This window comes from Butyricimonas faecalis (genome assembly GCF_003991565.1).
Lineage (GTDB): Bacteria > Bacteroidota > Bacteroidia > Bacteroidales > Marinifilaceae > Butyricimonas > Butyricimonas faecalis.
The window spans coordinates 890373-909389 of sequence record NZ_CP032819.1 but is presented as its reverse complement, the minus strand read 5'-3'; the positions used below and the strand labels follow the sequence as shown (position 1 = coordinate 909389).

Sequence of the window (19017 nt, the reverse complement as noted above, 5' to 3'; positions counted from 1 at the left end):
AATGTAAATTTGATTTCCCTATTGTTTCACTAAAAATCACAACTATGGCACAGAACGATTTTACAGAAGACAAAGCGACCTTATTCGGTGCGGGTATGGTTACTGTAGGTGTATTTGGTAAAACAGCATTGATTACCAAAGGAGTCGGAGTGGTTGCCGCAACAAAAGCCGGAGTATTGGCTGGTGGATTTATCTGTCCTCCTGCGGCTATCTGTATCGGTTTAGCTTGTGTTGGGGCCGGGTTGATAAATCATTTCGGCAAGCGAAACTGGTGGTGAAGTTTATCACCGGGACAATCAATTCATTCCCGGATTCCGCATATATGTCATGTGGAATCGGGAATGATTAAAAAGTTTTATGTCATTATATGTGGTTTTTTAAAAAAAGGGAAAAACAAAATATAATAAAGCTAATCGGTTTTACAGACTATCATTCGCATATTCTTCCGGGCGTGGATGACGGTGTACAAACGATGGACGAATCTTTGGAAATTCTACGTTTGTATGAGGAGCAAGGGATCAAATCCGTATGGCTCACACCGCACATCATGGAAGACATTCCCAATACGACTGCCCATCTTCGCGACCGTTTTGCAGAATTGCAGGCTGCTTACACAGGTGGCGTACAACTGCACCTTGCAGCGGAAAACATGCTTGACAATCTCTTTGAGGAACGGCTGGGAAAGAATGACCTGCTACCTTTAGGCGAGAATGGCGACCACCTGCTGGTGGAAACCTCTTATTTCAGTCCTCCGATGGGCTTGAAAAATATCCTGCTTCGCATCAAATCTAAAGGATACCACCCTGTTCTCGCCCATCCGGAGCGTTATGCTTATATGGATGAATCGGATTACCGACAGCTAAAAGACATGGGTGTGAAATTCCAGATTAATCTTCCATCAATAGCGGGTATGTATGGCAACCGGATTAAGAAAAAGGCCATGTTTCTTATGAGAGAACAGGCTATTGCTTATATAGGGACAGATATTCACAGTTACAGTATATTTCAAAAGTTCATTTGTACAAGCGTTACAAGAAACGTACAAAAACTGCTTGATTTATAGTCAAGATTATTGCGGCTATGGATAGCCAAGCTATAACAAAAATTCCTATTAATAAACAACAAGATGACAAGCGGAGAAAAGGCTCTTTATCATTCCATTATAGAGCAGTTAAAAGATAAGGAACTTTCCGATAGCCAAAAAGACAATTTTGTGAAAAAGCTGGATGAACTGTTCAAAAGTATGAATGACCAATCAAAAGAATTTCAATTAAACTCAATTTTATGAAAGCATGTTTTATGGGCTTGGGCTATATCGGATTGCCTACAGCCATTATCGCAGCAAAGCACGGAGTACAGGTAACGGGTGTTGACATCAACCCCAAAGTTGTAGAGCTGACCAATCAAGGTAAGCTCCACATCATTGAACCGGGGATGGAAGAAATGCTGCAAGAAGTTGTGAAAAACGGGACATTGCACGCAAGCACGAAGCCGGAGACAAGTGACGCTTACTTTATGGTTGTTCCCACCCCGTTCAAAGGTAATCATGAGCCTGATATTTCGTATGTAGAGGCGGCAACTCGTGCTGTACTTCCTTTTCTCAAGGAAGGTGACTTATATGTAATTGAAAGCACATCACCCGTTGGTACGACTGATAAAATGCGTGACTTAATTTTCGCTGAGCGTCCTGAATTGGAAGGTAAAATTTATATCGCCTATTGCCCCGAGCGTGTACTTCCGGGCAATGTGATTTATGAGTTGGTACATAACGACCGTGTCATTGGCGGTATGAACGAAGAAAGTACAACAAAAGCAATCGAGTTCTACTCGCAGTTCGTACAGGGGACGCTGCATCGGACTAATTGCAAGACCGCTGAAATGTGCAAACTGACTGAGAACAGCAGTCGTGACGTGCAGATAGCTTTTGCCAATGAACTTTCATTGATTTGCGACAAGGCAGGGATTAATGTTTGGGAACTTATCAGGCTTGCCAACAAACATCCGCGCGTAAATATCCTGCAACCTGGCTGTGGAGTCGGAGGTCATTGTATTGCTATCGATCCATATTTCATTACAGCGGATTTTCCGGTTGAAAGTCGCATAATTTCTACAGCACGCGAAATCAACAATTATAAATCGTTCTATTGTGCTGAAAAAGTAAAGAACGCCATGTTTGAATTTGAACTGAAAAATCACTGTAAGCCTGTGGTAGCAATGATGGGGTTGGCATTCAAACCGGACATTGACGATTTGCGTGAATCTCCAGCAAAATATATCACAACTAAAGTAATGCAAGGATGTAATAATGCCAACATTTTAGTGGTAGAGCCAAATGTGAAAGAACATAACGTGTTCAAGTTGACAGACTATAAAGAGGCTTATGACAAAGCCGATATTGTTGTGTTCCTTACAGCCCATACACCTTTCAAAGAACTACCGTGGAAAGATGATAAAGTGATACTTGATTTCTGTGGAATATTTAAGCAATAGAGGTAGACAATCATTAAGTTTACCAAGACTTACCCTCCCAATAAACGTACACATATACTGATTGCAGATTTACAGAAAATCTATTGCTTTAAGAAGATGACATTAAGCCAAGTTTTCAAATCAAGATTGTTGTCAAATATTTGGAATCAGTTTCTCCTTTATGGTTTCAGTAGCATTATACCAATTCTACTAATTCCATATTTGTTGAACGTTATAGGAGTAGAAAAATACGGTCTTGTAAATTTTGCCATTATATTTAGCTTTTACTTTCAGATATTCAATGAGTTCGGTTTCGATTTATCTAATGTCAGGCATGTCGTCAATAATAGAGACAATCAAGAAAAATTGGGAAGGATAGTTTCTTCTATTCTGCAATGTAAGTTTTTTCTCATACTCTGTTCTCTATTTGTTTATATTTTAGTTGTAGGGTTGATTCCTTCACTAAGGAATGAACTCACGCTTTATATATTAGCCTTTATTCGTTTGATAGGGGTTGTCATTGCTCCCTATTGGCTTTTCCGTTCAATGGAGGACATTAAATATATAACACGTATCAGCGTGCCAATAAAGCTATTATGTATATTGCCTATTTTTTTAATCGTTAAGTCTACTGATGATTATGCATTGGTGATGTTGTGCTATGCTCTTGAAACATTTGTTTCAGGTATTGTCGCTTTATTCATTGCCCAAAAAAGATACGGGATCAAACTTCAAATAGTCTCGGCACAAGAAGTGAAATTTTATCTTAAGGATAGTATTCCGTTTTTCTCATCAACTTTTTTGATGAGAGCCTATAAAACAATGAATACCTTAGTGCTTGGCTTTATTCTTGGAGATTTTGCAGTCGGATTATATACAGCTGCGGAAAAACTTCATAATGCGTATTCATCATTTGTTTCTCCGCTTTTATCTCAGATATTTTACCCATATTTCACAAGGATAAAAAATATGGGTAGAGCGACTAAGATGGTATTGCTTTTATGTATTGCCAATACAATCGCTTTAGCTTGTATATATTTCTTATCACCGTATCTTATACCGATTTTTATTAAGACTGAAACAGCAAGTATAACCACGTATTTCAACCTATTCTTGCTTTTATTGGCGATTAGTGTGCCAGCTGACATGTTCGGTTTCCCTTATTTGGGCGTACTTGGAAAAATCAATGAGGTAAATATGACAACCATTTATTCTGCAATCATATACATCATTGTTGTCCTTGTCTTGATTCTTACTCACAGTATTAGCATAGGAAGTGTTATTTGGGCTTTGATTATAGCGAACGTGGGATGTTTGGTTTTGCGCCTATATTTAGCCAATAAAGTAAGAGTTGGTAATGTTGATAAACAATAGGATATACAATATAGATACTAATTCTCGACATTGGGCTATTTCTTTAGCCTTAATTGTAATCTTGTCTGTAATAATGACATTTATTCCTTTTGTAGGACTGTGTTTGTCATTAATGTTTTTCAGACAAAGGTTTGCCCCCATTCTATTTATTATCTTTTCTTTCTATTTTGGTTGGTTTTATGAGCCACAAATGGATTTGTTGGTTCATTATGAGCATTTTCATCGTATTGCCGACAAATCATTGGTTGAGCAATGGATGGACTCTGGAACATCAAAATATGGCAAAGAAATATATCCTGTATTATTTAAATATTTCATTGGTTTAATTGCTGATAACCGGAATTTTTTCTCTGCTTGTGCGTGTGTGGTATATACTTCTCTATTTATATTTGGAGTCGTAAAACCACTCCAGCCATTATATATGCAGAAAATGTCAATTCCTGCATGGCTACTCTTCCTGGGAGTGATTTTTACTGTAGAATACTATTGGTTTCTCGGTTTTCGCTTTTGGAGCGGAGCATTTGTTTTTACTGGCTTCTATTTGAGATACCTTAATTCAGGAGCCGTTAAGTACCTTTGGTTATCTGCGTTATGTATTTGTTTTCACTATTCACTACTCGCCTTATGTGTCGCGGCTGTATTAAACCTACTCTTGCGATATAGGTTTAAAGTGTACTATTTAATTCTTATCGTATCATTCATCGTTCGCTTTGCGAAAATCGCGTTTGTCACTAATATCGCACAATTTGGCATATTTGAAAACTACGTCAAAGAGAGCGTTAGGAATCAAAATATCATACAGTCTGTTGGAAAGTATGCAGAGGAAATACGCGAGTATGGTAATCAGTTCTATTTGCTTCGTGAAACAATTGCCGTTTTCGGTGTCTTGGCTGTGATCTATATACTATATAAAAAAATAGGGAAAGAATTTTGGGAGCAGAATGTCAAATTCTGGGGGTTCTGTATTCTCCTATTGTCTTTTGCCAATTTCGGATATGTCAGTTTGACTTTTTATGATAGATTCTTCAAACTTGCCGTGCTATTCTTATATGTTTTTACATATATGTGGGTTATGGATATTCAATCCAAATTGAGTTTTAAGTCCCAGCTACTAATAACTATGGTTACAATTATACCGGTATTGTATTTCATTGTTACACCATTAGTTGAACAGAGGCACATGTTGTTCCAACTAAACTTATGGTTTAGTAATCTATGTTCATGATGAAAAATTTTGTAATCTGAATTTCTCATCGTGCTGATGTATGGTCTATGGATAGCTACCAATACGAACAACCAAAAAGGCATAACATCAGAAAACGAAAATAGATTAACCGTTGATGTTCAATGTTCTTAATTATTTTAATCATATCAATTGAAACACTAACAATGAGGGTATTAATAACTGTTCCCACTAAATCCGGATATGGAGGAGTAACTAATTATTATTTAGGGATTAAAGAGTATTGGAAAGAAAATATTGAATATTTTTATTTCGGTCGTAAGCCTTGGCGTAATATATTTTATCCATTTTTAATTATCCGTTTTATAATCCGATTGATTTGCTTTAAACCTGATATAGTACTACTTAACCCATCGCTTGGAGATAAAGCCTTAAAACGAGATTTTATATATTTAAACATTTGCCGATTTTTCAGAAAGAAAACATCCGTATTTATTCATGGTTTCAATTTCGAGTATGCTAAAAATGCAGATTGGAAATGGATAAGTGCCAATTTGAATAAGGCCTTGTGTATTTTTGTGTTATCCCAAGATTTCAAGAATGAATTGATAAGGAGGGGGATAAAATCTGATATACATCTAACTTCGACAAAAGTACCCGATTATTTTATTTCAGGTTTTGACCTTTCGATGAGACAAGGAAAAGCCGAAAACATTATGTATAGCGGGCGAATAGAAAAGGCCAAGGGTGTATATGAAACAGTCGATACATTTTCAATACTTAAGTCACAATACAAGGATCTGACATTGACCTTTGTCGGTGATGGCTCAGAACTTCCTATGTTGAAACAATATGTTGAGAATAAGAAAATAAAGGATGTCCGTTTTACTGGAGAGTTACGTGGGGAAGATTTTAAAAAGGAATACATTAACGCCGATATGTATTTGTTTCTAAGTTATACGGAAGGTATGCCAACTGTGGTTTTGGAAGCAATGATTTTCGGACTCCCTATTTTTACCAGAAAAGTGGGTGGCCTAATAGATTTCTTTGAAAATGGAAAGATGGGATATATATCAAGTTCGTTAGATCCGGCAGTTTTTGCAGAAGCAATGAAACCATATATCGAGAATCCTGCTAAAATGAGGAGTGTATCAATATATAATTCCGAATATGCGAAAACCCATTTTGTTGCATCCGTTGTTGTCCGAAAATTTGAAAATACACTAAAGAAATATATTGAGCTATGAATATTCTGAGAATCAAGAAGCTAATATTTTTACACCTCCAACATCTACCCATGAAATCAAGGGCATGGAGACCATTAGTTTGCAAATGGGGTGGAGTGCAGATAATCAGCCCCAAAAGAACGTTTATCGGTGAGGGCGTCATATTTGACACAAATTATCCACAAGATATTTTTATCGAAGAAGGTGTTCGTTTGACATCGGGGGTGAAAATAGTAACACATTTCATGAATCCTAATACTGGAAGTTACGACAGGGGGAAGGTTCATATCTGCAAAGGCGCCTATCTCGGAATGAATACTTTGGTGGTAAAACCTGTAACAATTGGAGAGCGAGCTATAATTGGAGCAGGTTCTGTTGTGACCAAAGATATACCAGCCAATGAAGTTTGGGCAGGAAATCCCGCAAAATTTATAAGAAAACGGTAGGATTAATTCATATGGACATTATATCATTCTATAGGGTAGAACGTTGGCTATTTGAACGCCATATTCCGGTTTTGCCCAAAATCGTACAACTATTGATTTTTCTCATTTTCAATTCAAAAATAACCGCTGATTCAAAAATAGGAAAAGGGTCATACTGTGTGTGCAAAGGGATTAGCACTGTCTTAATACCGGGAACAGAAATCGGAGAAAATTGCGTATTAGGATTGCGATTTTCTACTGTACGGCAGTTTCCATATAAAGAAGTTCCTTGTCTAAAGAATAATGTTTGGGTGGGACCTAATGTTATTATTGCTGGCCCTGTTGTAATAGAAGATGATGTGGTAATCGCTGGAAATTCATTTGTCAACCGAAGTGTTCCCAAAGGTGCTATTGTAGCAGGATGTCCGGCAAAGATTATTGGCTGGAGAAAGAATCTTGATTATGCGATTGAGACAAACCCAAAGTATAAAGATGGCCGTATGCCATTCTTGACAAAATGAATAACACCAATGAATGATATTGCAGATGCTTTTTATAAGCTAAAAATTTATTGTGAGACTGAACATTTCAAGGGTTGGGATCCGTATGATGGTCTCAACTCTAAAATTTTTCAGGCAATTCCGCTGCTGAAAAAGTCTGTATTGTGCAGATTGATGGTCATACAAGGTTTCAAGCGTTGCCCTTTCAATATGAGACGGATGGCTTTCGTTCCGAAAGAGTATAACGCAAAAGGTATCGGGCTGTTCTTGTCCGGATATTGCAATCTGTATAAAGTTGTGGAAAATCATCCGCAATTATCCGAAAAAATGGGAACGTTGGAGATGATAAAGGCTCGGATTGAAGAATTGGCAGAGTTGCTTATATCCTTACAATCTAAAGGCTACAGCGGTGCTTGCTGGGGGTATAACTTCGATTGGCAGGCACGCCGTCTGTTTCTTTTTCCCAAATTCACGCCCACAGTAGTTGCTACAAATTTCTGTGCCACGGCACTGATGCAGGCATATGAAATAACTAGGAACAAACACTATTTGGAGATTGCATTAAGTGCAGCGGATTTTGTAATAAAAGATTTGCATCGCACGCCGTATAATGGTGGCTTTCTCTTTTCTTATAGTCCGTTAGAGGGTAATGACACTGTGTTCAATGCTTCGCTGCTCGGTTCTCGATTGTTGAGTTATTGTTTTTATTATACACAACAGGAGGAATACAAAAGACTAGCGGAGCTATCCATTAAAGCCTGTTGTTCCGGGCAACGGGAAGACGGGGCTTGGGTATATGGAATGCTCCCCGTACAGAATTGGGTAGACAGCTTTCATACAGGATATAATTTAGATGCGCTGATCGCTTATCAAGAGTTGACAGAGGATCATGCTTTCAATGGTTACATCGAAAAAGGTTTCGACTACTATGTCAATCATTTTTTCGAAGCGGACGGAACTCCTAAATATTATGATAACCGAATGTATCCTATTGACATCCATTGTCCAGGGCAGCTATTGATAACATTGACCCGCCTACATAAGATGAAAAAATATGAGGAACTTGCCAAAAAAGTATTGCAATGGACAATCCGAAATATGCAAGATAAAAAGGGGTATTTCTACTACCAATTAAAACCTGGCATCAGTTCTAAAATCTCGTATATGCGATGGAGTAATGCATTTATGTTTAATGCAATGTCGCATTATTTACTCGCAATATAAAATTTCCAACATAAATGAATAAAGTTTCTTTAAACGGAGTCGAAATATATCCGTTCGATTCCGAACAGTCTTTGTTGTCTTTTGTAAACGATAATAAGGGCATATTAGTAGCCATAAATGCTGAGAAAATTTTACATGCTACAGATCAGACACGAGGAATTATCAATCGGAACATAGGGTATTGCGATGGAGCCGGCGCACAAATGGCTCTCAAACAAAAAGGTTTTGAAAATGCGTGTAAAATTCCCGGTTGTGAGTTGTGGCTCAAAATTGTAGCTCAATTTTATAGAGAAAAGACTTTTTATTTGATAGGTGGTAAACCTCAAATCATAGAAGAAACTGTGTCTAAACTGCGTAAAGAATATGCAGGGATTCACATTATCGGTTATCGGGATGGATATATCAAGGCAAACGAGGAACGGGAAAGACTTATAAAAGACATAACCGAAAAAAGACCTGATGTGGTATTTGTGGCTATGGGGTCTCCTAAACAGGAATTACTGATGGAAGAAATACAGCATAGACACAAAGCCATCTTTCAAGGATTAGGCGGCAGCTTCGATGTATATACTGGCCATGTGGAAAGGGCTCCTAAATGGTGGGTGAACCACAATCTTGAATTTGCCTATCGGTTGCTCAAAGAACCGAAAAGAATAAAACGGCAAATTCACTTGATAAAGTATGCCTGGTGGCTGATAACTAAAAAATTATAGAACAATGAAGAAGGTAATGCTGGTCTTCGGGACTCGTCCGGAGGCCATTAAGATGGCTCCGTTGGTGAAGGAGTTCCAAAAAAAATCAGCAGACTTTGAAACAATCGTCTGCGTGACGGGGCAGCATCGTGAAATGCTCGATCAGGTGTTGCAGATATTCGATATCAAGCCGAATTATGACTTGAACATCATGAAGCAGGGGCAAGATCTGTATGATGTAACCGCCCGTGTGCTGACCGGGATGCGTGATGTGTTGAACAAGGCGAAACCTGATGTGGTATTGGTGCACGGTGACACAACCACTTCTACTGCCGCCGCACTCGCAGCTTTCTATCAGCAGATCCCTGTAGGTCATGTAGAAGCGGGCCTGCGTACCCACAACATATACAGCCCTTGGCCGGAGGAGATGAACAGACAAATAACAGGGCGCATTGCCACCTATCACTTTTCTCCGACCGCTTTAAGCAAGAAAAATCTGTTGACGGAAGGTGTGCAGGAGGACAAGATAACCGTAACAGGGAATACGGTCATCGATGCCCTTCATATCGTTGTTGATAAAATAAAGACTGACGGAGCTCTACAACAAGAACTTGCCGGGGTGCTGGAAAAAGCGGGTTACGATACCTCACGGCTTGCTGATGGCAAGAAACTCGTTTTGATAACCGGACACCGACGTGAAAATTTCGGAGACGGATTCATCAGCATGTGCACAGCCATTAAGGATCTGACGGCAAAATATCCATATGTGGACTTTGTCTATCCGATGCACTTGAACCCCAATGTCCGCAAACCTATCCATGAAGTATTCGGGGAGAATTTGAATAGTTTGGGAAATATGTTCTTTATCGAACCATTGGAATATCTGAGTTTCGTGTTCCTGATGGAAAAAGTGACCCTTGTCCTTACCGACAGCGGTGGTATTCAGGAAGAGGCTCCGGGGTTAGGCAAACCGGTACTGGTGATGCGTGACACCACCGAACGTCCGGAGGCGTTGGATGCAGGAACGGTAAAATTGGTAGGAACCGATTATAACAAAATTGTCTCCGAGGTATCGATTTTATTGGATGATGCATCTGCTTATGAGCAAATGAGTAAAGCCATTAATCCTTACGGTGACGGAAAAGCGTGTATGCGTATAACGCAAACACTTAATGTTCGGTTGTAACTTTTGTATTTTCTTGACACATTCACCAGAAGAAATATGTTAGTACCGAAGGTGAATGTCGTATTGCAGGCGGACAAAGACATCGGCAGCATAACAGAGGCAGACATTTGGCTCAATTGTATGGACGGCAACGGTAACTTCTTGTCTGTGGCTGCGGAAGACCATACCGGCGACGGACATTACATTGCCACCTTGCCGTTAGACTACAGCCCGGTAGAGCCTTTCATCCAAGTTCACTTGAATGAAATGGTCTATGATTACCTGTCCATTCCGAATTTCAAAGCGGGACAGGAATGTCAAATCTCGCTTATACTCGGTACGGACGGGCTTCGCACACCGGGAATAGGAGCTGAAATCGACGACTGGGAAGTTGTGGAAGGAGATGTCACATTCGTAAAATGACAAAATATAATAAATGACGCCTGCTGGTTTTGTTATCATTGGCAGGCGTTTCACTTTTTATCCCTCATTCAGGAATCCCGGCATTTACCGAGTGTTCCGCTTGTTCTGCACGTCTTTTTCCCATTTCGATGTGAAGGATTTACCACAAAGGGCTTGGAGAAGAAGAAACACATAGCAGAACTGAAAATCCGACCTAGCTAAAAAGAAAAACAGATTTCTTATTTATGCCTTCAGACTCCGGACAAATTAACTCTATAGTTTTTTGAGCATTCCTTCGTTCGTATTGGGATTTATGGTTATTTTTGTAATTCAATCAATAATATGACGATAATGGCAAAGACATACCAAAGGACTAAATTACAAGAAGTCACGATCAGAGGATATAAATCCATAGCCTATGACAGACCTGTGACCTTGAAGCTGGGTGATGTCAGCATCTTGTTGGGTGCCAACGGTGCAGGCAAGAGCAATATCATCAGTTTTTTCCGGATGCTGAGCTACATGATGAGCAAGTCATTCGGGAGATATGTGGAAATATCGGGCACGTCTCATGCCTTGCTGCATTACGGCATTAAACGGACACCGGTCATGTCCGGAGAACTGAAGTTTGCCGACAGCAATTCCATGGATGTTTATGGCTTTTCATTGGCCAATGCCACTCCCGACAGGCTGATTATCACGGAAGAGCGGATTACATGGCATCGCAAGGGGGAGAAAAAGCCCTATGAGATAGCACTGGAACCGAATTTCAAGGAGTCCGCTCTCGCAGAGTGTGAGGATCCGGTTGCCAAAACTATTTTCCAGATGCTTTCTTACTGCAAGGTATATCAGTTTCACGATTCATCGACAGAGGGGCCGCTACGTCAGGCTTGTCCCGTCGAGACGGCCAATTACCTCCAGTCGCACGGAAACAATCTGCCTTCTTTCCTGCTGTTCCTGCGGGAGAACTACAAGGATGCCTACAACCGGATTGTTGACTATGTCCGTGACGTAGTTCCCCAGTTCCAGGACTTCTATCTGGAGCCCGTGGGTGGTATCATTTCTCTCCGGTGGATAGATAATTCTGCCACGGACTATCGTTTCAATGCCTACCAGTTCTCCGACGGATCTATCCGTTTCATTGCCCTGGCCGCCTTGCTTCTGCAGCCTGCCCAGACAATGCCCAACGTCATCATTTTGGATGAACCGGAACTTGGCTTGCATCCCTATGCCATCAGCCAGCTGGCAGAAATGATTAAGGATGCGTCCATACACGCACAGGTCATTATTGCCACGCAGAGCAAGGATTTGGTCGATCATTTCGACATCGGCGATATCTCTGTGGTGGAAATGAACAAGGAAACGCAGGCAACCTCTGTCACTCACCTTGACGCCAAAGAATATCATCTTTGGCTTCAGAACTATACGGTGAGCGAACTTTGGGACAAAAACATCATAGGAGGACGTCCCGTATGAAAGCGAAGATTATTCATGTCCTTTGTGAGGGACAGACGGAACAGGGATTTGTGGAGGAAGTGTTGCGTCCCTACCTGCAAGCGCAAGGTGTGGCAGGTGTAAAAAGCATCCTGATTACCACTAACAAGAAAAAGAATGCCCGTGGTGGAATGCTGAGCTATGCTCAGGCGGTGACAGACCTAGAACTGTTGCGGAAAATGAAGATGGACGGCGAATACGAACGTCATGTTTTCACAACGATGTTCGACCTCTACGCATTGCCGGATGATTTTCCCGGTTATGAAGCAGCCAAAGCAATCGGTGAGCCTTACGCCCGTGTCGCAGCATTGGAAACGGCGTTTGCTGAAGCAATCAACGATAGTCGTTTCATTCCCTATATTCAGCTGCATGAATTTGAAGCTCTGCTCTTTTGCGGTATTGACTATCTGGCAAAGCGTTACCCCGGTTGTGAGAAACGCTGCGAACAGCTGAAAAAAGACCTGGAGAAAACCAGCAACCCCGAGCTGATAAACAATAGTCCGGAAACGGCTCCGAGCAAACGTATTATCAAGGCGATAGAAGGAGACAAAAAACAGCATTACAACTACAATAAGCCGGCTACCGGCAAAGATGTTACCAAAAGTGTCGGCATGGATGAACTTCGTGCCCGGTGCAGTCACTTCAATGAATGGATAGAAAAGTTGATAGACTGCTGATTCTGTAATCAGATAATATCAAGGTTCTGACAGACAGGTTCGAGTGTTTATCTCAAAAATGGAAGAGATGGGGATTATACAGAAAGAGGGTGTAGGAAGAAATACTCGCTATATAAAGACTGCGAGTTTCCCATCTTTTAATTGAGAAGACAATTTTTGCTCTGTCCAAAAAACAAGTTTTTGGTCAAAAAACAGCACAAATAACTGATTATCAATTATTCTTTCAATGCCCGAAAATCTGTTTTTTTGTACGAAAGAGTTCTTTCACTTTTCTATCCCTCATTCCGGAATTCCGGCATTTACCAGATATTACTAATTAAAAAATTTAGATAAGTAACGAGATGCTAGATTTGATTAGTTGCTCGTAAGGTATAAGGCATCGACATTCTTCTGTTATTTAGTCAGTTGAAAAAATGTAACAATTATTTCTCTGATACCTAATACTTTTTCTATTTACACCATCCACGGATTCTTATACGGATCATAATCCGTCTGGAAAGTAGCCAGTTGCCAGTCGGTGACAGGTTTCTTCGAGTCATCGACTTTGCGGGGAATCTGCGGATTAAGCCGTAGTTTGGCGGCATCATTGAGCCATTTCATGCTATCCTCGTAATCGCGCATGCGGACAACACTGACATTATTCGGAGCAATGAGTTTCGTGAGTTCGTAGATGGCCAGCCGGACCATGTGCTTCTTGAGATTGTAGTTGCGGGGGTCATGCAACGAGAGGTTCTGCCCGACTTGCGGTGTGTCCGCGTTCACATCCGTTTCCGGGTAAAATACCCGTCCGTCATAAACGACATATTCGTGTTCCGACAACTCATAGGCATTGTATGATGAATCGTAATCGGCTATGGCTCCCCAGCAGTCGGAAACCATCGGGTCAAGATTGTAATCGAAACCTTCAAGCGTCATCAAAGTATAGAATGCTCCTTCATACTCGACGACTGCCCACAGAGGATACTCGACAGGCTGCCATAACGAGGCTTCCGCCTCGATCCAACCGCCGACCAACGGGATACGGACATCATCGAACTTGTACCCGTTTTCATTAAGACAAGTATAAACAATGCCGTTATAATTCACTTTATCTCCCGGATAATAGGTGTTGAACTGGGAATAATTTACAACTTGTCCCGCATCGACACGGATATCAGAACTCTCTTCCCAATAGACAACCGTTGCCGGCTTGCGATAGCCGCTGACGGAGCGTATCACCTCATGGATTTGTCCCTCGAAATAGACATGCACACCCACGGGATAGGTAATCCGACGGTCGTATTCGGCGATATATTTTCCTTTTGCAAGTTCCTTTTCAATCTCGTAGTTCTCCGACAAATATTCCACGATACTCATCTCCGTCGATTCTTCCGCCTGGATGAATCGTGCATCATTGCCCCGCGTGAGTTGTGCCAGGGCTTCCGGAGTAATTATCCCAAGATAGTCGTCATTATTGAGAAACCGTCTGTACATATCCTTGTTCCGTTATTAGTATGAAAATCCTTCCTGAATTACCGATGTGGATACCACATACCCGTTCCCGTCGCCTCCGCTCTTGAACTTGTACCAGCTGTCACGCAGGTAGTAACAGAGCAGGTAGTCAAGGCAGTCGGACAAGTGCCCGTACCGTTCATATTTGACACCGGTTTTCGGGTCGGTGGTCTTCTGTTTGCTCTTGGTACCGTCCTCGTTACGAAGCTGGTAAATCAGATCCTGGGTAAGTTTGCGACATTTGATATCGATTTGTATCTCCCAGCCTTCATAGCCCCCGAATACCTCGTTGACGAACTCGCACCGTGTAGCCTGCGGAGGCTGCTTGCGTAATAGCTTTACCTTCGGTCGCAGGATTCCTCTGCCGAAAGTGTCCGTGATGATGGTATAGTTGTTGATGCCGTCCTCGTTGGTGGTGGAGCGTTGTAACCCGGAAGGGTCACCGGTCACATCCACTCCGCCGATATGCTTGTCCCGGTAAAGTTTTAAGCGTACTTTCCGTGCCAACGCAGGTGTGTTGTTCTCCTTTTCCTCCGGCTTGCCGAGTATCTCTTCCAGTATATAGACCTTCCTGTTTTCATAGTCTATTTGTGCGGAGAGCACCGACATTTGGGGGGCAACATTGAAGTCCCACACCGTGATGAGCGGCTTGGTCGGATCGTATGCTTTTTCTTTCAGTCCGGTAACGAGATGCCGGGAGCCGTCGAAACTGTTATAAATCGCCATATCGTTGGCTTCCACGAAATCCCAGTTGCCATAGAGCAGGCGTTCCTTTGTCGCCTGATCCCGGATCTTGTTCAGGGCCGCCTCGTACACCTGACGGAAAGCGATATTCGGGTTGTCAAACACGGAAAAAGGTATATACGCTTCACCCTCGCGGCAGATGACCTTGTCTCCGTTTTCGTCCTGCACGAAGCGGGAACGCACCCAGTTAATCGTCGGATTGGTGGTGAGCAGCATTCTCGGAGTCTTGAATGTCTCATGGGTTCTCCAGCGGAGACGGGAGAACAGCACTTCGACGGCCCGTTCCGAGATTTCCGACACCTCGTCCACCATGGCGATGGTGTATTCCGAAGAGCCGAAACGCTCGAAGTTGGGGTCGCTGGGGATATCCGCCATCTCCTTCATGATGATGACCGAGTCATTCCAGAATGTGAGCGTGCCTTCGAGGTTGTTTATCTTGTAGTTTGTATCCTCTTTCAGTCCCCAATCCTTCAGAATCGACTTGATGGTATTCCATGTCGATTCCTTCAACGACTTGAGTGTCTTACGGGCCACCACCGCACGGATATTCTCGAACCGGATACATGAAGACACCAGCCAAACGCTGCCGATATACGATTTTCCGCCGCCGGCCGCTCCGCCTCCCAGTATCAGCTGCGGCAGGTTCTGCGACTTGCAATGCCTGCATTGGGGCCTGTACTGAGGGTTGCCTTGCTGGTCATAGCCGATAAGGATTTGCTCGATCTCCCCGCCACAATGGGGACAATAGTTCGGTTGCAACAGTTTCCAGAGTTCATACTGCCGTGGGGACGGTTTGAACTCGATGCGCAGGTTTCTGGGTGGTTTGAGCCTGTTGACCGCCATTAGATTTATACAATCTGAATGGTTATGTCCCTTTCGGACTCGAGTATAGCATACAGTTTTTGGAATGTAGTACGGGATTCCAAAACTTTTCCCTTGACCGTATTCTTTCCCACGATGATACAGCCGGCGGAATCGACTTCGGTATTGCCGGAATGGATCAGGATGCCGAGGAAATGCGGCACATCATGCAGATATGGCATTTTCTTCTTGTACCTGGGACTGTACTGAAGAGTGACTTTATAAGTCCCGGCAGGAATGGCAGTCTTGGCATAGACCTTTTCCTTGCAGGTACAGGAACGGCCGCGAGGAGTATCCGGACAGGTTGCCGGAAGTTCCCTCACGGCATCTTCGATGGTATTACAGAAAAATTTGCCGTCGATGGACAGGTCACCTATGGTATAGGTCTGACCTTTGAATTTGCGGTTGAGTGTCAGCTTCATACTTCGATACTATTTGTATCGAAAGAGTAGAGACGGACGCCGGCTAATGTTTATTATATGTGTTTGTAAAAGGAGGATATTTCAGGAAATGATGTATCTTTGTGAACGGATTGACAGTATTTAATCAAGAGTTAATATGACAAAAGCGGATATCGTCAGGGAAATAGCAACGCAGACCGGTCTGGAGAAGCAGGTCGTGTTACAAGTTGTCGAAGGATTCATGGATAGCGTAAAGTCTTCCATGATAAACGGCGAGGAGGTTTATCTTCGCGGCTTCGGCAGTTTCATCATCAAGCACCGTGCGGAAAAGACAGCACGCAACATAAGCAGGAATACCACGGTGATAGTGCCTGCCCACAATATCCCGGCATTCAAGCCGTCAAAAGCCTTTGCAGGAAGGATGAAATCAGACAAATAAGGTGATTATATGCAACAGGAGCGTTATTCAGATGATCCTGTTACTTTATACAGGGCAACGAGGTTGGCATTGTCCGATTGGAACAGGAAACGGCCGTTGCTTAAAAGGCATTCGTGGATGGTGTTGTCATTAGGATCCGACTCCAATAAAGCCCCCGCCTTGTTTTCATCGATAAGAAGCATTTCTATGCCTTGTACGGTGGCGGCAGTTGCATCAGCAGGAATTTTCAAAAGTTCATCCATCAGATTCATGTCGTTCATAATATCTCCGTATTTGGCTTGAGTCCCGTCAAGCATTCAATGTACCAAGACCAAAAAGCGTGGGACATAACCCGTAGCACCGAGGTTCTGGTAAACCTATCCGCAAACAAGTTAAGCCCACGCAAAAGCATAGGCGAAAACTGTTTGTCCTGCGGATAAGTGAAATTTACCAGATTTCGGTGCATGACAAAAGCTAACGCTTTCCGTATTTTATTATGTCGTTCTGCCAATATGGTTTTTATGCCGCATCTGCAGAAGAACCGGCATTATGTGATAACGACCGGACGTGTAAAGGCTATTTCTTGGATTCTTCCAAGGAAACCTTACGAAACTCTTTCATCAGTTTTTCCAATTCCAACGAAGTCTTGCGGGCACGGGTACCTGCGGCCTTGTTGCCTTTTTCAATCTGAAGTGCCGCATCCGTGGAGAATGTAGCATATACTTCCTGTATCTTTGAAACCAACTCTTTCATATAAATATTATTTAAGTTATTGACTACAAAGGTAGTGAAAATAATCAAGAATAAGAGCGATTCTGTCAATATAATAAATATCACATTGGTAATCAATGACTTTTAACAGCCATTATACCGTATGATTTATCCATCAGAGAAATTGTCAAGGTGTTTACAACTTTATGGATATGTCTGGTCAGAACATTTCTTCCATCTGCCGCTTGATTTCTTCCCGCTTTGTATTCTTGTAGTAATGCTTATAGATGGTCAATGGGCTGTTACCAGCCATCTCTGCAACCACATACGGATTATTACCGGCATCTACCATCTTCGATATGAAAGAGCCACGGGCGGAATACCATGTGATGTTTTCTTTAATGCGCAACATCTTGCATGCTTTCGTCAAGGTTTGTGAAAGGCGTGTGGAAATTTGCTTGACACGTGTAGTCTTCTTGGAAGTGGTCGTGTGTTTATGAGTAAAAACAGGAAATACATAATTTCCATAACTTTGCCCACGGTATTTATTCATGATGGCTTTTGCTTTACTGAGTAATTCCGGTTTGGCTGTTTTGGGAAACTTGATACGTTCATAGACGATGCGGTCTTCCTGGACCAAATCCCATGTCAGGTTACATACATCGACATTCGCCATACCTCCGGTATAGTAGCTGAACAGGAACAAATCAAGATGCAACTGCTCTTTTTTCGTAAACAAGGTACGGTCAACATTTGCGATTTTAGCTATGACTGTTTCCGGAACTGCTCTTGAAGTGGTTTCCGGCCAATTAATATCATCACCGAGACAGAGGAAGTTATCCATATTCACCCCGTACATCTCTTTCTTTTCTGCCTGCCTGCATACGGCACGGAGCAACCTTAGTTTGTGTGTAAGTCCGGCCTTGTTGCCATTTCTGATACCTCTTTCTTTAAGCCAAAACGCAAAGTCAAGAAGAAACTCTTCTGTAATATCCGTAAAGAAATAAGAGGAAAAGGCTTTTTCATATTTTTCCTTTGTAAACGCCTGCAGTTCACGCTTGAGATAGACATACCGTTTAGCATTGGTCGTGCTGTCGACAATCTGACCGTTCTTGATGCGTTTCTTGTTTTTGAATGTCTCTTCAAGATAATCGATCATCTGCTGGACACTCTTTACTTTGACCTCGGGTTTGGCCGCCTTGATTTCATCGAAGCAATGTGATAGCTGGACGGGCGACCAGTTCCTGCCTTCCATCTCCCAGGTATCGGCGACATGCAGATATTTGGTTCGCAAATCGAAAAGCAGTTTGTTCTTGGTAGTGGCCTCCGCACTCCCTACACGGAAACTCTGAGACTTGACATCCCAGTCTTTTAATAGCCCTGTGATGTTTATAACCTTCGGCACACGGGCGTAACCGGTCTTGAAGAAAATTATCTCCAGCTTGACCATCTTGGTGTCTTTCGGGTTCTGCTTACCCCTGATGTTAATCGTGTACATAGACTGATAACGAGTTAGTTAATGACTTATTATTAATTCGCATTAGTAGGAATCAATTGGTA

Annotated in this window: 22 protein-coding genes; 16 read left to right on the top strand and 6 right to left on the bottom strand. The window is 42.1% G+C overall.

Annotated features, from left to right (window positions below; translation table 11 throughout):
- The first annotated feature begins 44 nt into the window (after positions 1-44).
- From D8S85_RS03830 to D8S85_RS03765, 15 genes are all read left to right on the top strand, one after another.
- Positions 45-278 (top strand): hypothetical protein, encoded by a 234-nt coding sequence (locus D8S85_RS03830; RefSeq protein ID WP_004293530.1) that lies wholly within the window; start codon positions 45-47, stop codon positions 276-278.
- 89 nt (positions 279-367) lie between these two features.
- Positions 368-1063: a tyrosine-protein phosphatase gene (locus D8S85_RS03825; protein WP_004293529.1), complete on the top strand. Its 696-nt coding sequence runs from the start codon at positions 368-370 to the stop codon at positions 1061-1063.
- 63 nt (positions 1064-1126) lie between these two features.
- Positions 1127-1288: a hypothetical protein gene (locus D8S85_RS21415; protein WP_004293528.1), complete on the top strand. Its 162-nt coding sequence runs from the start codon at positions 1127-1129 to the stop codon at positions 1286-1288.
- The gene (gene wecC, locus D8S85_RS03820; protein WP_004293527.1) at positions 1285-2490 is read left to right on the top strand and encodes a UDP-N-acetyl-D-mannosamine dehydrogenase; all 1206 of its coding nucleotides are present in this window, start codon (positions 1285-1287) and stop codon (positions 2488-2490) included. Before D8S85_RS21415 ends, wecC begins: the two co-directional genes overlap by 4 nt.
- A gap of 96 nt (positions 2491-2586) precedes the next feature.
- On the top strand, positions 2587-3843 hold the full coding sequence (locus D8S85_RS03815) for an oligosaccharide flippase family protein (RefSeq protein WP_004303994.1): 1257 nt from the start codon (positions 2587-2589) through the stop codon (positions 3841-3843).
- On the top strand, positions 3827-5068 hold the full coding sequence (locus tag D8S85_RS03810; protein WP_004293525.1) for a hypothetical protein: 1242 nt from the start codon (positions 3827-3829) through the stop codon (positions 5066-5068). The genes D8S85_RS03815 and D8S85_RS03810 overlap by 17 nt, the downstream gene beginning before the upstream one ends.
- A gap of 122 nt (positions 5069-5190) precedes the next feature.
- A complete protein-coding gene (locus tag D8S85_RS03805; protein ID WP_004293524.1) occupies positions 5191-6273 on the top strand; it encodes a glycosyltransferase family 4 protein in 1083 nt (360 codons plus the stop codon).
- Positions 6270-6698 carry an acyltransferase gene (locus D8S85_RS03800; RefSeq protein WP_004303995.1) on the top strand — a complete coding sequence of 143 codons (429 nt, stop codon included), beginning with the start codon at positions 6270-6272 and terminating at the stop codon, positions 6696-6698. The genes D8S85_RS03805 and D8S85_RS03800 overlap by 4 nt, the downstream gene beginning before the upstream one ends.
- Before the next feature lie 11 nt (positions 6699-6709).
- Complete coding sequence (locus tag D8S85_RS03795; protein ID WP_004293522.1) at positions 6710-7198, top strand: serine O-acetyltransferase; 489 nt, start codon at positions 6710-6712, stop codon at positions 7196-7198.
- A gap of 9 nt (positions 7199-7207) precedes the next feature.
- The gene (locus D8S85_RS03790) at positions 7208-8401 is read left to right on the top strand and encodes a glycoside hydrolase family 88 protein (RefSeq protein ID WP_004293521.1); all 1194 of its coding nucleotides are present in this window, start codon (positions 7208-7210) and stop codon (positions 8399-8401) included.
- A gap of 14 nt (positions 8402-8415) precedes the next feature.
- Entirely contained in the window at positions 8416-9114 is a 699-nt protein-coding gene (locus D8S85_RS03785; RefSeq protein ID WP_004293520.1) for a WecB/TagA/CpsF family glycosyltransferase, read from the top strand.
- A 4-nt stretch (positions 9115-9118) separates the two neighbouring features.
- On the top strand, positions 9119-10279 hold the full coding sequence (gene wecB, locus D8S85_RS03780) for a non-hydrolyzing UDP-N-acetylglucosamine 2-epimerase (protein ID WP_004293519.1): 1161 nt from the start codon (positions 9119-9121) through the stop codon (positions 10277-10279).
- A 36-nt stretch (positions 10280-10315) separates the two neighbouring features.
- The gene (locus tag D8S85_RS03775) at positions 10316-10681 is read left to right on the top strand and encodes a hypothetical protein (RefSeq protein ID WP_004293518.1); all 366 of its coding nucleotides are present in this window, start codon (positions 10316-10318) and stop codon (positions 10679-10681) included.
- 330 nt (positions 10682-11011) lie between these two features.
- Entirely contained in the window at positions 11012-12136 is a 1125-nt protein-coding gene (locus D8S85_RS03770; protein WP_004293517.1) for an AAA family ATPase, read from the top strand.
- Positions 12133-12831 (top strand): DUF4276 family protein, encoded by a 699-nt coding sequence (locus D8S85_RS03765; protein WP_004293516.1) that lies wholly within the window; start codon positions 12133-12135, stop codon positions 12829-12831. Before D8S85_RS03770 ends, D8S85_RS03765 begins: the two co-directional genes overlap by 4 nt.
- A gap of 453 nt (positions 12832-13284) precedes the next feature.
- Here the strand turns inward: D8S85_RS03765 and D8S85_RS03755 are convergent, their stop codons facing one another.
- The 3 genes from D8S85_RS03755 to D8S85_RS03745 are packed head-to-tail and all read right to left on the bottom strand — an operon-like array spanning position 13285 to position 16349.
- Complete coding sequence (locus D8S85_RS03755) at positions 13285-14304, bottom strand: hypothetical protein (protein WP_004293514.1); 1020 nt, start codon at positions 14302-14304, stop codon at positions 13285-13287.
- Between the two features lie 15 nt (positions 14305-14319).
- The gene (locus D8S85_RS03750; RefSeq protein ID WP_004303996.1) at positions 14320-15909 is read right to left on the bottom strand and encodes a phage terminase large subunit; all 1590 of its coding nucleotides are present in this window, start codon (positions 15907-15909) and stop codon (positions 14320-14322) included.
- A 5-nt stretch (positions 15910-15914) separates the two neighbouring features.
- Positions 15915-16349 carry a DUF5675 family protein gene (locus tag D8S85_RS03745; protein WP_004293512.1) on the bottom strand — a complete coding sequence of 145 codons (435 nt, stop codon included), beginning with the start codon at positions 16347-16349 and terminating at the stop codon, positions 15915-15917.
- Positions 16350-16485: 136 nt separating this feature from the next.
- Between D8S85_RS03745 and D8S85_RS03740 the strand changes: the two genes are divergently transcribed.
- Complete coding sequence (locus tag D8S85_RS03740; RefSeq protein ID WP_004293511.1) at positions 16486-16767, top strand: HU family DNA-binding protein; 282 nt, start codon at positions 16486-16488, stop codon at positions 16765-16767.
- Between the two features lie 23 nt (positions 16768-16790).
- Here the strand turns inward: D8S85_RS03740 and D8S85_RS03735 are convergent, their stop codons facing one another.
- The 3 genes from D8S85_RS03735 to D8S85_RS03725 form a co-directional block, all read right to left on the bottom strand.
- Positions 16791-17027: a hypothetical protein gene (locus D8S85_RS03735; RefSeq protein WP_004293510.1), complete on the bottom strand. Its 237-nt coding sequence runs from the start codon at positions 17025-17027 to the stop codon at positions 16791-16793.
- A 295-nt stretch (positions 17028-17322) separates the two neighbouring features.
- Positions 17323-17499, bottom strand: a complete 177-nt coding sequence (locus D8S85_RS03730; protein ID WP_004293509.1) for a histone H1 — start codon at positions 17497-17499, stop codon at positions 17323-17325.
- A gap of 178 nt (positions 17500-17677) precedes the next feature.
- A complete protein-coding gene (locus D8S85_RS03725) occupies positions 17678-18955 on the bottom strand; it encodes a phage integrase SAM-like domain-containing protein (protein WP_004293508.1) in 1278 nt (425 codons plus the stop codon).
- Positions 18956-19017: the final 62 nt, after the last annotated feature.